The organism is Roseateles noduli (assembly GCF_050626985.1).
GTDB lineage: Bacteria > Pseudomonadota > Gammaproteobacteria > Burkholderiales > Burkholderiaceae_C > Roseateles > Roseateles noduli_A.
This window is the reverse complement of the sequence record NZ_CP192463.1, coordinates 2,509,876-2,523,761: the sequence shown is the minus strand read 5'-3', so window position 1 is coordinate 2,523,761 and position 13,886 is coordinate 2,509,876. Positions and strand designations below refer to the sequence as shown.

11 protein-coding genes are annotated in these 13,886 nt (G+C 68.6%); 10 read left to right on the top strand and 1 reads right to left on the bottom strand.

The window, feature by feature from the left end:
* Positions 1–361: 361 nt before the first annotated feature.
* Genes ACQ4L4_RS11030 through ACQ4L4_RS11015 form a run of 4 tightly spaced genes read left to right on the top strand, consistent with a single transcriptional unit; the run spans position 362 to position 3,270 of the window.
* Positions 362–1,084 carry a hypothetical protein gene (locus ACQ4L4_RS11030; protein WP_431104282.1) on the top strand — a complete coding sequence of 241 codons (723 nt, stop codon included), beginning with the start codon at positions 362–364 and terminating at the stop codon, positions 1,082–1,084.
* The gene (locus ACQ4L4_RS11025) at positions 1,084–1,407 is read left to right on the top strand and encodes a 4Fe-4S dicluster domain-containing protein (RefSeq protein WP_431104280.1); all 324 of its coding nucleotides are present in this window, start codon (positions 1,084–1,086) and stop codon (positions 1,405–1,407) included. The genes ACQ4L4_RS11030 and ACQ4L4_RS11025 overlap by 1 nt, the downstream gene beginning before the upstream one ends.
* Positions 1,385–2,107, top strand: coding sequence for a response regulator transcription factor (locus ACQ4L4_RS11020; protein WP_431104279.1), 723 nt, complete (start codon positions 1,385–1,387; stop codon positions 2,105–2,107). The genes ACQ4L4_RS11025 and ACQ4L4_RS11020 overlap by 23 nt, the downstream gene beginning before the upstream one ends.
* On the top strand, positions 2,104–3,270 hold the full coding sequence (locus ACQ4L4_RS11015; protein ID WP_431104278.1) for a HAMP domain-containing sensor histidine kinase: 1,167 nt from the start codon (positions 2,104–2,106) through the stop codon (positions 3,268–3,270). Before ACQ4L4_RS11020 ends, ACQ4L4_RS11015 begins: the two co-directional genes overlap by 4 nt.
* Positions 3,271–3,322: 52 nt before the next feature.
* Here the strand turns inward: ACQ4L4_RS11015 and ACQ4L4_RS11010 are convergent, their stop codons facing one another.
* Positions 3,323–5,590 carry a S8 family serine peptidase gene (locus ACQ4L4_RS11010; RefSeq protein ID WP_431104277.1) on the bottom strand — a complete coding sequence of 756 codons (2,268 nt, stop codon included), beginning with the start codon at positions 5,588–5,590 and terminating at the stop codon, positions 3,323–3,325.
* Between the two features lie 389 nt (positions 5,591–5,979).
* Between ACQ4L4_RS11010 and ACQ4L4_RS11005 the strand changes: the two genes are divergently transcribed.
* From ACQ4L4_RS11005 to ACQ4L4_RS10980, 6 genes are all read left to right on the top strand, one after another.
* Positions 5,980–6,687: a hypothetical protein gene (locus ACQ4L4_RS11005; protein WP_431104275.1), complete on the top strand. Its 708-nt coding sequence runs from the start codon at positions 5,980–5,982 to the stop codon at positions 6,685–6,687.
* Between the two features lie 65 nt (positions 6,688–6,752).
* Positions 6,753–7,436, top strand: a complete 684-nt coding sequence (locus ACQ4L4_RS11000; protein WP_431104273.1) for a response regulator transcription factor — start codon at positions 6,753–6,755, stop codon at positions 7,434–7,436.
* Entirely contained in the window at positions 7,408–8,925 is a 1,518-nt protein-coding gene (locus tag ACQ4L4_RS10995; protein ID WP_431104272.1) for a sensor histidine kinase, read from the top strand. The genes ACQ4L4_RS11000 and ACQ4L4_RS10995 overlap by 29 nt, the downstream gene beginning before the upstream one ends.
* A gap of 194 nt (positions 8,926–9,119) precedes the next feature.
* A complete protein-coding gene (locus tag ACQ4L4_RS10990) occupies positions 9,120–9,353 on the top strand; it encodes a hypothetical protein (RefSeq protein WP_431104270.1) in 234 nt (77 codons plus the stop codon).
* Positions 9,354–9,795: 442 nt separating this feature from the next.
* Positions 9,796–11,931, top strand: a complete 2,136-nt coding sequence (locus ACQ4L4_RS10985; RefSeq protein ID WP_431104269.1) for a type I secretion system permease/ATPase — start codon at positions 9,796–9,798, stop codon at positions 11,929–11,931.
* Positions 11,928–13,424 (top strand): HlyD family type I secretion periplasmic adaptor subunit, encoded by a 1,497-nt coding sequence (locus ACQ4L4_RS10980; protein WP_431104268.1) that lies wholly within the window; start codon positions 11,928–11,930, stop codon positions 13,422–13,424. The genes ACQ4L4_RS10985 and ACQ4L4_RS10980 overlap by 4 nt, the downstream gene beginning before the upstream one ends.
* Positions 13,425–13,886 lie beyond the last annotated feature (462 nt).

The window sequence follows — 13,886 nt, the reverse complement described above, 5'->3', positions numbered from 1 at the left end:
GGCCCTGCAACGCCCCTGGCGGGCGGCCGGAGACGGGGGACACCCCGCAGGGGGATCAGAGGGGCATCAGAGGGAAGTAGAGGGGGATGACGGGGGATGACGGGGGATGGCGGCCCGGCGGCGGACCGCGTGTCGAATCCCGACTCCCTGACGCGTCGTGTCAGCAGGGACGCTGTTTCCGCCGCCTTTCCTCCGTGCTTCGCCCAGTTCCCCCCTTGGAGGCATTCCCTCGGACAGGGCAACGGCGATACAAAACGAAAAACAGCGATACCGCGGTGAGATGCCCTGGCGAGGGGGCATGGGAATCATGGCGACATGGATTCACCGCCCGGACACCCGGGCTTTACCGAGGAATTGCAACATGCATCTGTTTCGACGCTGGAGCCACCACCATGAACGTCAGCACGCTCACTTCGACCACGATGGCCGTTTCGGTCCTGTCGGCCCTGTGTGTGACGATGGCTACTACGGCCCGCTGCCCGTCACCGGCCCCTGGTACCGCTTCGGCGGTTTCGGCGGCTTCCCCTGGGGGTGGGGCGGTCTTGGAGACGGGCATGGCGGTGGGCATGGCGGTGGACATGGACGCGGACACGGTCGCCACGGCCACCACGGTCGCCATGGTCACCACGGCGGTCATGGGTGGGGCGGCTTCGGCGGGGGCCTGGGATCCGATGCCCACCACGCCGGCCGCGGCGAGAGGCTGCAAGCCCGGGCCCGCGCCTTTCTGGACCTGAGCGACAGCCAGGCCGAACTGCTGGAGCGGCTGATCAGCCAGCTCGCCGCGGCGCGGCGCGCGGTCAAGGCGCTGGCGCGCGGCCCGGAGGTCGCCCGCCTCGTCGAGACCGAGAACTTCCGTCGCGACGAGGCGCAGGAGCTCTTCGACGGCCAGATCGAAGCGCTGCGCGCGACCGGTCCGGCGCTGGTCGCGGCCTCCGGCGACTTCTTCGACGCCCTGGACTTCGACCAGCAGCAGATGCTGCGTTTCGTGCTGCGCCGGCTGCGCCGCCGGGCGGGTCGAGGGGAAGGCCGGGAGAGTCGTGACGGGCGCGATGGCCGCGACGCCGCCGACGACCGGAGCCTCTGATGGACAGCCGCGACTGCCGGCAGCCCCCCGGGCTGCTGCGGCCGGTCATCGACCGCAACCGCTGCGAGGGCAAGGGCGATTGCGTCGAGGTCTGCCCCTACGGTGTCTTCTCGGTCGGCACCTTGCCGGTGGAACGGCGCAAGGAGCTGAACCTGTTCGGCAAGCTGCGCGGCTACGCGCACGGCTGGCAGCAGGCGTTCACGCCGAATGCCGACGTGTGCCGCGCCTGCGGCCATTGCGTCAAGGCCTGTCCCGAGTGGGCGATCACGCTGGTCCGGCACGGCCACAATGGACGCCACGATGCATCGATTGCTGCTGATTGACGACGACGAGGCGCTGGCCGCGCCGCTGGCGAGCTACCTGGCGCGCTTCGACTTCGCGCTGAGCGCCGTGACGCGACCGAGCGCCGCGCTCGCGCGCCTGGCCGAGGAGCGCTTCGACGCGCTGATCCTGGACGGCATGCTGCCGGAGATGGACGGCTTCGCGTTCTGCAAGCGCGTGCGCGGCGGGGCGGAGCCGTGGCGCGAGATTCCGATCCTGATGCTGACCGCGCGCGGCGACCTGACCGACCGCGTGGTCGGCCTGGAGCTGGGCGCGGACGATTACCTGTCCAAGCCCTTCGAGCCGCGCGAGCTCGCGGCGCGGCTGCAGACGATCCTGCGTCGCACGCGGCTGTCCCCCGCGGCGGCGGCGGCGCCGGCGCCGGTCGCGACGACACTGCGCTTCGTGGGCCTGGACATCGATACCGCACGCCGACAGGTCACCGTGGCCAGCGGCCCCGTCGAGCTGACGAGCACCGAGTACGAACTGCTCGTGATGCTGGCGCGGGAACCCGGACGCGTGTTCTCGCGTGACGAGATCCTGAACCAGCTGCGCGGCCAGGAGGCCGACATCTTCACCCGGGCGGTCGACATCCTGGTGAGCCGGATGCGCCGCAAGCTCGAACCGCTGGAGGCGCTCAAGACGCTGCGCAACGCGGGCTACTGCTTCGCGTTGCCGGCCGCGGGGGAGGAGGGCGCATGAACGATCCGCGCCATCCCTACGATCACTGGAACGATCCCCGCCACCACGAGCGGCGGCGCGACGACTGGCGTCGCCGGGAGCGGCAGGCCCGGCGCCTGCACAAGCTGGAGAAGATGCGCCGCTGGGCGGAGATGGAGGCCAAGGGCATCCCGTTCCCGCGCGAACGCGGCTGGCGCTGGCACATGCGGGCGCGCAACCGCTGGCACCAGCGCTGGCATCGGCATCATGCGCATTTCAAGCATTCGCTGGGCGCGCGGCTGATCGCGATCTTCGTCGTGCTGGCCTGTGCCGGGATCGGCATCCTGTGGGCGTCGATGCAGGTCGAGTACGGCCTGCTCTGGGCGATCCCGCTGCTGCTGCTGGTGACAGGTCTTGCCTACGGCGGCATCCGCCACCTGGTGGGGCCGCTGCGCGAGCTGGCGGCGGGGGCGGAAGCGTTCGGGCGGGGCGACCTCGCGCATCGCGTCCCCATCTACCACCGCGACGAGATCGGCGACCTCGCGCACCGCTTCAACCAGATGGCCGAGGACATCCAGGCGATGCTCGACGGCAAGCGCGCGCTGCTGCTGGCGATCAGCCACGAGCTGAGAAGCCCGCTGACGCGGGCGCGGCTGCATGCGGAACTGGTCGACGAGGGCGCTTCGAAAGCGGCGTTGCTGGACGAGCTCGGCCAGATGCGCGAGCTGATCTCGGCGCTGCTGGAGAGCGAGCGCCTGGGCAGCGGCCACCGCGCGCTGCAGGTCAGCGATTGCGACCTCGGCGCGCTGGCGCGGGAGCAGGACCAGCCGGGCGTCGCGCTGCGCGTCGACCGTGACTTGCCCGTGCTGAAGCTCGATCGCATGCGGGTGCAGCTGCTGCTGAGAAATCTCGTCCACAACGCCCTGCGGCACAACGACCCGGACGTCGGGCCGGTGATGGTGAGTGTCGAACGCGATGGCGACGGCGCGACGCTCAGCGTGCGCGATCACGGACCGGGCGTGTCGGCGGAGGCGCTGCCGCAGCTCGGCCAGCCGTTCTTCCGCCCCGACGAGGCGCGCGCGCGCAGCGAGGGCGGCGTGGGCCTGGGCCTGTCACTGTGCCGGCTGGTGGCCGAGGCGCACGGCAGCCGGCTGGAGCTGCGCAACGCGCAGCCGGGGTTCGAGGCGGTGGTGAGATTCCCCTGAGGCCTTCCCGCATGGCTTCTGGGGTGCACCGGAGACTCTCTGACCGGCGGGCTCAGACCAGCACGGCCGCGATCGCATAGTCCTGCGGCCCCTGCACCACGTTGGAAGCGATCACCGTCACGGTCCACGCGCCCTTGGCGGCCTTGGCCACCTGCACGACCTCGACGTTGTTGCGCGTGTCCATCGCGAGCGCGCCGCCCGCGCTCGCCGCCAGGTTGCCGACGTGGCGCGTGCCGTCCGGCGCGGTGACCACCAGGTTCAGGTTGTTGATCAGCCCCTTGCCGGGGAAGTCCGAGTAGGCCATCACCACCCGCAGCGTGCGGCTGGCGCGGGTGACCTTCAGCGCCTGGTTCACGAGCTGGCCGCTGGTCAGGCCCTTGCCGTCGATGGTCAGCAGGACGGTCTTCGTCGACCGGTCGAGATTCACCGCGCCGTGGCCCTGGTGGTTGTCCAGCAGGGTGCCTGCGGGTGCCGTCTTCGGCAGCCGGCGGGCGCCGGCGATCAGCAACGCCTTCAGCAGCGCGGCCCGCGGCGCGGCGATCTTGCGCTTCGTGCGCAGGAACTCGCGCAGCAGCGCCAGCGCGCCCGAGGTCAACGGCGTGGCCATGCTGGTCCCGCCCATGTGGAAGTAGAGCTTGCTCTTCGGGAACGCGGCCCAGGCGAAGTTGTTGGCCGCCAGCTGCGTCGACCGCGTCGACAGGATGAAGGTGCCCGGCGCCACCACGTCGGGCTTGATGCGCCCGTCCAGCGTCGGGCCGCGGCTGGAGAAGGCCGCCACCTGGTCGGCGCTGTTGGCCATCGGATCGGCCCTGTAGGGCGCGACCGGGAAATCGTCCGGCCACCACACGCCGTAGCGGTCGGCGTCGAACTCGGGTCGCAGGTTCTCGCTCGCGCCGACGGTGATGCAGTTCTTCGCGGTGCCGGGCGAGGTCACGCTGCCCGCGTTGATCTGACCGTCGCCGTCCGAGTCGGTGCCGTCGTTCCCGGCCGCGATCACGAAGCACATGTCCTTGCGCTTCCAGACGAAGGCGTCGAACTGGCTGCATTGCTCGTCGTAGTCGCCGGGGTCGCCGCCGCCCCATGAGTTGGAGTGGATCCGCGCGCCCTGGTCGTAGGCGAACTGGAACAGGCTGGAGAGATCCGACGGCAGGCCGGCCAGCAGGAAACGGGCGCTCCGCAACTGGGCGGGCGCGCTCGGCTTCCAGCGCATCTGCTGCTCGATGGCCTGGAAGACCAGCTTCGCCTGCGGCGCATGGCCGCGGATCGGCTTGGCCAGCGTGGCCGACGCGCTGCCATTGCCGAGCACCGAGCCCGCGACGTGCGTGCCGTGACCGGAGTCGAGGTCCGCGGGGCCGTCGTCGGCGCCGGCGTTGGTGGCGTAGATCTGCCAGTCGGGCGTGACGGGATAGCTCTTGATCGCGGCGATGCGGCCGGCGAAATCGGGGTGGATGGTCGCCGGATCGCCGGTGTCCAGGCCGGTGTCGCAGACGGCGACGGTCTCGCCCTTGCCGCTGAGCTTGAGCCCGCTGGCCTGGATGGCCGAGAAGGCATTGCCCATCAGCGTCGTGGCCACGTTGTTGGAGGTCCGCGGCACCACGCGCTCGCGGATGTAGCGCACGCCGTGCACGGCGGACAGCGCGCGCACCTGGTCGCGCTGCTGCCTGGCCGTGCCGTCCGGCCCGAAGCGGACCTTGAGCACGCGGGCGCGCGGGTTCGAGGACACGACGGCGAAACCCAGCTCGCGCGCGGCGCGTTCGATCGCGCCGAGGTCGGCGGCGTCGAAGACCTCGACGACCAGCAGGTCCGGCACGACGCGGCGGCGCGGCAGTTCGGGCGTGCCGCCCGGCGTGGCGAGCGCCGGCGCCACGCGATCGGCATGCGGCAGATGGCCGACCCAGCGCACCATCGGCAGGGCCTCGATGGCCCGGATCGCGGCCTCGTCGGCCTTGACCACGTAGGCGAAGCCGCTCATCGGCTGGCGCAGCGTGGCGCCGGCCGAGCGCAGCTTCGCCAGCCACGGCCGCTTGACCGGCCCGATGAACTGGACGACGTAGTGATGGGCGCCCGGCAGCAGCGCGGCGGCCTGGGTCGCCAGCGAGCGCGACTTGGCGGTGCGGGCCGTCGGATCGGTCGTGCCGCCGCCGAGATCGAGCTGGAACTGGTCGGACATGTCCTCGACCGGGAACTGGCGCACGAGGCGCGCCGCGTCGGCGTCACCGGCCTCGACGAGCACGAACGCGGGATAGCGCTCGATCACGCGTGCGTCGGGTGCGATCGCGGCGACGTCGGCGGGCGTCGCGAAGACTTTGAGCATCGTCATGGCGGATCTCCTCGCGGGCCATCGGCCCGATGGGTCATCTCGGCCCGGTTGGCCCGATCGGCGAGCAGGAGCGCCGCGTCGAAGGCTGAAGTGTGGTCCACACCGGCCCGGAGTTCACCCTTCAATGTTGGGATGCGGGCCGCGCCGGACGGCTGACCCACTCATGCGAGTGGGATCCGGCGATTCGCCTACCGAGACAAGTCGGTCCTCCTGCGAGAACCCGTGTGGTGCCGATGCCAACGATTTCATTGAATCGATTTCATTGATCTTTTCGTGCCAGGTCTTGCGGGTGGCGCAGGAAGATCCCTCTCCCGCGTCGTCAGGCGCGGTCCATGTCATCCCGACGAAGGTGATGTTTATGAATTGATCCGATCTGACTGGAGTTGTCCATGTCCCCGATGTCCTCTTCTTCCTCCTCTTCCTCTTCATACTCTTCTCAGGCCAGCCCCTGCGGCGCTTCCAACCCGTCCTTCTCTTCGGCCGCCTCGGCCCGCTTCCGTGTCCCGGCCGGCTTCCACGCCAGCCTCGATGACGAGCTCGACCACGATCCCGGCGCCGAGCTCGCCGCGAGGGCGCTCGACGCGATGTCCCTCGATGCGGGCGCCGGCGGCGGCGTGCCACCCGCGCCGCCCGCGCCGCCACCGGTGTCCGCCGCCGCCGCTTCCGCTCCGCGTCGCACGAAGACGCTGTTCATGCAGCGCCGCCTGATGGAACTGCGACCGCTGCTGCGCCTGAACGGCGAGGAGTTCGAAGCCTTCCTCTACCAGTCGCGCATGTACCCGACGCTGAGCCGCTTCGCGCCGGGCAACGTCGAGTACTGCGTGCCGCGCCGCGACATCACGGTCGGCGTGGCGATGAAGACGCTGCGCGAGCGCATCGAGCATGCCGCGGTCATCGCCGAGCTGGTCTGCCGCCTCAAGCGCGACGACGACGAGGAGGGCGCGCTGTGCAACGACGACGAGGCGGTCGTGGCCACCGCCGCGATCCGCGACGACCTGCGCGAGGCACTGGGCATGCTCGGCGTCTACGAGCAGGCGATCCGCGACGGCGTGCCGGTGGTGCAGTACCACGAGCCGGTGGAGGACGAGGCCCGGTAAGCCGCGGGTAAGTCGGGGGAACGGAGGATGCGCCCTTAACATCCGCATTTCCGCCCCCGCTGCCCATGAACCGAATCGCCCTGGTCGAGGATCACGTCCGGCTGGCCGGCCTGATCCGTCAGGCCTTGCAGGCCGCTGGCATTCCGACCGATGTCTTCCACGCGATGGAGGCCGCCTGGGTCGCGCATCGCGACGTCGGCTACGCGGCGCTGGTCATCGACCGGGGCCTGCCGGACGGTGACGGCCTGTCGCTGGTCAAGCGCCTGCGCGCCGCGCATCAGGGCACGCCGTGCCTGATGCTCACGGCGCGCGACGCGCTGCACGACCGCATCGACGGACTCGAGTCCGGCGCCGATGACTACCTCGCCAAGCCCTTCCCGATGGAGGAGCTCGTGGCGCGCGTGCGGGCGCTGATGCGCCGGTCCGTGGCGGTGCGGCCGGCGCGCGCCGTCTTCGGCGACATCGAGGTCGTCATCGAGGAAGCGCTCCTCGTGCGCGGCGAGGTGTCCGTGGCGCTGGCGCCGGCGGAGCTGCAGATCGCGATCGCGCTGGTGCAGCAGCAGGGGCGCACGGTGCGGCGCGCGGCGCTGGAGGCGGCGGCCTGGGGCCTGTCCGAGGCGGTGACGCCGAACGCGCTCGACGTCGCGCTGCATCGCCTGCGCAAGAAGCTGAATTCCCTCGGCTCGGCGCTGCGCATCGTCAATCTCAGGAACCATGGGTATGCGCTTCAAGATGCGGTGGCCGAATAGCCTGCGCAACCGCGTGCTGGCGGTGCTGGGGGCCAGCATGGTGCTCAGCGCTGTGCTGGTGGGCGTGGCGTCCATGGTGCTGTGGGAGCCGTTCACGCGCTGGGTGCTGCGTGACCAGATCGAGGACAACGGTGATGCACTGGCGCGCAATCTGCGCTTCGATGCGCAGGGCTGGCCGGTCGGCATCAACGAGAAGGCGATCGAGCCCTGGGTCTTCGACAGCCTGCGCAACGAGGTCATGTTGCGCGTGGCCGACCGCGAGGGCCGGGTCGCGTATGCCCCCGACGGATTGAAGACCACGTTTGCACCGGACTGGAAGCCCTTCGAGCCGCGACGCCAGTCCTTCACCTTCCACCGCAACGGCGTGGCGATGCATGCGGCCACCGTGCCCTACGACCATGCCGGGCGCCGCTGGTACATCCAGTTCGCCGTCACCGATCGTCTGGTGCTGCTGATGCGGAAGTCGATCGGTTTCGACGTGTTCCGGCAGGGGGTGATCGCCCTGGGCGCGACCTTCGTGCTGGTGTTCCTGATCACGATCCACGTGGCGCTGCGGCAGGCCTTGCAACCCGTGCGGGAAGCCTCCAGCGCCGCACGTCGCATCGAACCGCGCACGCTGGCCGACCGGCTGCCTGCGGCGGGTCAGCCGCGGGAACTGCGCCCGTTGATCGAGGCCTTCAACGCGGCGCTGGACCGCTTGCAGGGTGGCTTCAGGACGCAGCAGGAATTTCTGTCGAATGCCGCGCACGAACTGAAGACGCCGCTGGCGCTGATCCGCGCGCAGGTGGAGCTGGTCGAGCCCGGCGTGTGGCGCGACCAGGTGCTGGACGACATCGACCGCGTCGCGCGGCAGGTGCAGCAACTGCTGCTGCTGGCGGAGGCCAGCGAGCAGCGCAACTACCGCGTCGAGGCGATCGATCCGACGCCGGCGCTGCGCGAGGTCTTCGAGTTCATGGAGCGCGTGGCCGCGAGGCACGACGTGACCCTGGGCCTGCACGTGAGCCCGTCGCTGCGCACTTGGCGGGCGGATCGCGGGGCGCTGTTCACGCTGCTGAAGAACCTGCTGGAGAACGCGATCCAGCACAGCCCGCGCGAGGGCGTGGTCACGCTGATGGCGGGGCCGGACGGCTTCGCGGTCGCGGACCAGGGCAAGGGCGTGGCCGAGCAGGACCTGCCGCGCATCTTCGAACGCTTCTGGCGCGGCGCTGACCGGCGAGAGCAAGGAGCCGGCCTGGGGCTGTCGATCTGCACCGAGATCGCGGCGGCGCACGGCTGGCGCTTGAGCGCGCATCGGCGGATGCCGGGGCCGGGCCTGGAGCTGCGATGCGACATGACGGCGGCGACCGGCGCCTGGCCAGACCGAGGGGCTGCGGCAGCGATGCCCGGACGCGGCATCGAGCCACCGACGGCGCCGGACACCACCCCGAGGCCCGCGGGCGCCGGGGTCCAGGCGGGCTACTCGCAGGCATTGGCGCGCGCGTTGTTCTGAGCGGCGGGCTGCCGACCGTCTGGCGGATTGACGGCCATGCCACCCGCTGTTCAATAATCCTGCCGCGAAAAGAACCTTCAGGGAATCAAGGCGTGCAGCACTTTCACCGATTCAACGTTGCCCGAAGCGCAACGGCCATCGCGATCCTCTTAGGCCTGTCTGCTTGCCAGACAGTGCAGCCCGAGGAGGACTCGATGTTGACGGCGGATGCCGTCTCCGTCTTCAGCACCGAGCAGGACGCGGCGGCGGTGGCCTCCGGCCATCCTGGCGCCGTGCCCCGGATGATCGCCCGCGAGACGGACCTGGTGGTGATCGGACGACGGACCTGTGACGCGGGCGCAGTGCAGGTCAAGGCGCCGGACGGGTTGATGGGATGGTCTGTGGCGACGTCGCTCAAGAGTGTGGGGTCATGTCCAGTTCGAAGCTGAATTCGAACTGTGCAAAGTTCCCTCAGGATCCGCGTGCACTTCTGATCGATCGCTGTTCCGCCGAATCACTACGTCGCTCGAAAGGCGTATGCGGATAGGGGGAATTGCAACACGGGCCATCAGAAAATCCCGAACGACTTCTTCGGATTCTCCTGTTTGTGGCCTGGGAATTCGTGAATAGAGTCGCGAGTCCTTCGGCGGCGAAGGACTACCGCGCAGATGATTTCGACCTGCCGGAAGTCACCGACCTGTCTCCCCCTCCAAGGGGGGGCGTCCGGTCGGTAGTGGGTTCCTCACAATCCGCTTCCGCAGTTGTACAAGAGTCGCTCAAGCGACGACAGGGATGTCTTCAAATCAGGGAATGGCGGACGCGCTCCAAGACGCGTCCGGCTCGGCTGCCGTATTGGCGGTCGGGCGAGGGGCCGACGAGACATCGTCGGAAGTGGACCGTGACGGTGCGCTGCGCGCGTTGTGCATCGTCGCCCGCATGCATCACGTGGCGGCGGATGCGCCGTCGCTGCGGCACGCGCTCGGCCTGGGCGCCAGCGATGCACCGACGACCCAGGACCTGCTCCTCGCCGCCAAGCGGCTGGGGCTCAAGGCCAAGCGCTCGCAGACGACGATCGACCGTCTGAGCCTCGCGGCGCTGCCCGCGCTCGCGACGTTGCGAGACGGTCGCACGGTGGTGCTGGCGCAATGCGACGGCAAGCGCGTGCTGTTCATGGATCCGACCGGCGACGAGGCATCGGCACGGCCCACGATCGAGCCGGTCGAGACCTTCGCCGCCGAATGGACCGGGGAACTGATCCTCGTCACCAGCCGCGCGAGTCTGGCCGGCGATCTCGCGAAGTTCGACTTCTCCTGGTTCATCCCGAGCATCGTCAAGCACCGCCGCCTGCTGGGCGAGGTGCTGTCGATCTCGCTGTTCCTGCAGCTGTTCGCGCTGGTCAGCCCGCTGTTCTTCCAGGTCGTGATGGACAAGGTGCTGGTGCACCGCGGCCTCACCACGCTGGACGTGCTGGTGATCGGCCTGGTCGTGATCATGGTGTTCGAGAGCGCGCTCAACATCCTGCGCTCCTACGTCTTCAGCCACACGACCAGCCGCATCGACGTGGAGCTCGGCTCGCGGCTGTTCCGGCATCTGCTGAGCCTGCCGCTGGCCTACTTCCAGGCGCGGCGCGTGGGCGACTCGGTGGCGCGCGTGCGCGAGCTCGAGAACATCCGCCAATTCCTGACCGGCAACGCGCTGACGCTGGTGCTGGATGTGCTGTTCTCGGTGATCTTCATCGCGGTGATGTTCAGCTACAGCGCGACGCTGACGCTCATCGTGCTGATCTCGCTGCCGCTGTATCTGATCCTGAGCCTGTCGATCGTGCCGGTGCTGCGCGGACGCTTGAACGAGAAGTTCGCGCGCGGCGCGGAGAACCAGAGCCTGCTGGTCGAGACGGTGACCGGCATCCAGACGGTCAAGGCCAGCGCGCTGGAGCCGCAGATGGCGCGCAAGTGGGACGAGCAGCTGGCGGCGTATGTCTCGGCGTCGTTCCGGACGCAGACGCTGGCGCAGTACGGCAATGAAGGCATCAACCTGATCGGCAAGCTGGTGAACGCCGCCACGCTGTGGTGGGGCGCCCACCTGGTGATGCAGGGCGATCTGAGCGTGGGCCAGTTCATCGCCTTCAACATGTTTGCCGGTCGGGTCGCGCAGCCAATCATGCGCATCGCGCAGATGTGGACGGACTTCCAGCAGACGGGCATCTCGATGGCGCGGCTGGGCGACGTGCTGAACACGCGCACCGAGCTGCGGTCGCAGAGCGCCGGCGCGATGCCGCGCGTGCGCGGCGACGTGACGCTGGAGAACGTCACCTTCCGCTACCGGCCCGATGCGCAGCCAGTGCTGCACGGCGTGAACCTGTCGGTGCAAGCGGGCGAGGTCATCGGCATCGTGGGCCGCAGCGGCTCGGGCAAGAGCACACTGACCAAGCTGCTGCAGCGGCTGTACGTGCCCGAGTCCGGCCGCGTGCTGGTCGACGGCCAGGACATCGCGATGGCCGACGCGACGCAGCTGCGCCGGCAGGTCGGCGTGGTGTTGCAGGAGAACATGCTGTTCAACCGCTCGGTGCGGGAGAACATCGCGATCGCCGATCCGGCCGCGCCGATCGAGGCGGTGATGCAGGCGGCCAAGCTCGCCGGCGCGCACGACTTCATCGCCGAGCTGCCCGAGGGCTACGACACGGTGGTGGGCGAGCAGGGGACGGGGCTGTCGGGCGGGCAGCGGCAGCGCATCGCGATCGCGCGGGCGCTGTTTGGGCAGCCGCGGGTGCTGATCTTCGACGAGGCCACCAGCGCGCTCGACTACGAAAGCGAGGCCATCATCCAGAAGAACATGCGGGCGATCTGCCAGGGGCGGACGGTGTTCATCATCGCCCACCGGCTGAGCGCGGTGCGCCATGCCCACCGGATCATCGCCATGGAGAGGGGCCGCATCGCGGAGATGGGCAGCCATGATGAGCTGATCGCCAAGCCGCAAGGGCTCTACGCGCATCTGTGGCGCATGCAGGGCGAAGGAGGCTCGGAATGAGCGCCGAAGTGATCGAGGGGGCGGGGACGCCTGACATGCGGGCGGCGCGCGACGGTGCGGATGCGCCGCAGGCGCCGCGACACCCGCTGCGCGAGCTGCTGGGACGCTATGCCGGAGTCTTCAAGGCCGCCTGGGAGCGACGCGAAGAACTCGCCGGGCCGCGCCGCATGGCCGACGAGCGGGCCTTCCTGCCCGCCGCGCTGGAGCTGCAGGAAACGCCGCCGCATCCGGCGCCGCGTCGCATGGCGATCGCGATCTGCGCGCTGTTCGTGATCGCGCTGGTGTGGGCCATCGTCGGACAGATCGACATCGTCGCGGTGGCGCAGGGACGGATCATCGTCAGCGACCGCAGCAAGACGATCCAGCCGCTGGAGACCAGCGTGGTGCGCGAGGTCTTCGTCAAGGACGGGGACAAGGTGAAGGCGGGGCAACTGCTGATCGCGCTGGACTCGACGATGACGGAAGCGGACAGCCACCGCGTCGACAAGGAGCGCGTGGCGGCCTTGTCCGAGGTGCTGCGTTCGCGCGCGCTGCTGCAGGCGTTGACGGGCGGCGGCGCGCCGCAGCTGTCGGAGGCGTCGATGAAGTCGATGCCTCGCGAGGACGCGGACAGCGCGCGTTTCCAGCTGCAGAGCGAGTGGGCGGACATCTCCGCCAAGCTCGCGAAGCTGCAGGCGGAGCTGGAGCGCCGCGATGCGGAGATCGCGACGGCGAAGCAGGTCGTCGAGAAGCTGCAAAGCACGGTGCCGATGGCGCAGCAGCGCGAGCGCGACTACAAGGCGCTGAGCGACCAGGGCTTCGTTGCGGGCCATGCGGGGCAGGACCGGACGCGGGAGCGGATCGAGCAGGAGAAGGACCTCGGCACGGCCATCGCGCGCCAGCGTGAGGCCCAGGCCGCGTTGGCGGAGTCGCGCGGATCGACGGCGTCGTTCAAGGCGGAGACGCTGAGGACGCTGCGCGACCGCGAAGCGCAGGCGGACCTGAAGCTCAAGCAGCTCGCAGAGGAGGGCGCGAAGGCCAACAAGCGCAATCAGCTGACGAGGCTCACCGCGCCGGTGGACGGCACGGTGCAACAACTCGCGGTGCACACGGCGGGCGGTGTGGTGACCGAGGCGCAGGTGCTGCTGGTGCTCGTGCCCGATGAGGCCGAGGTGACCGCGGAGGTCGTGCTCGAGAACAAGGATATCGGCTTCGTGCGCGCCGGGCAGGAGGCGGAGATCAAGCTCGAGACCTTCCCGTTCACGCGCTACGGCACGGTGGCAGCGACGGTGAAAAGCGTGAGCGCGGATGCGGTCAGCGACGAGAAGCGCGGGGCGATTTTCCCGGTGACGCTGGTGCTGGGGCAGGGCGCCATCGACGTCGACGGAAAACAGGTCCGACTGGCGCCGGGCATGAACGTGACTGCGGAGATTAAGACCTCTCAGCGACGCGTGATCCGGTATCTGTTTGATCCGGTGAGGCAGCACGTCGACGAGAGTATGAGAGAGCGGTGAGAGATGGTAATTACTTCCTTAAAGGACGAATTGTCGAGGATAAGACTTTGAAAGAATTTCTCGAAAATAGAGCCAAATACTTGGCGTTGATAGATGGGATGAGAACTCCTATTGCAATAGTCGTTCTGACGTCCGGTCTGTGCTTCTTCCGCTATCTCAATTATTGGAATGCCTTTTGGCTCTATGCAATGCTTGGGTGTGCGGTTGTCATGAATATGGCGGACGTTCATCTTCAAAAGAAGGAAGAAGCTCTTTTCTATGATTTGCGACCCGGGCGGCATGCTCGATTGTGGCGTGTGAGGTTGTCTAAATTAATTTTTGACGTTATGTCTCAAGTGACTCAGTTGCTATTATTGGCATATATTTTTGCTTATTTCTTGAGGGGGGTCTAATTATGGCAAGCGCAGTGGTTGTTGTTGGTGAGGCGACTGGTGTCTGGAACGATGTCCGTTCCGTTATGGA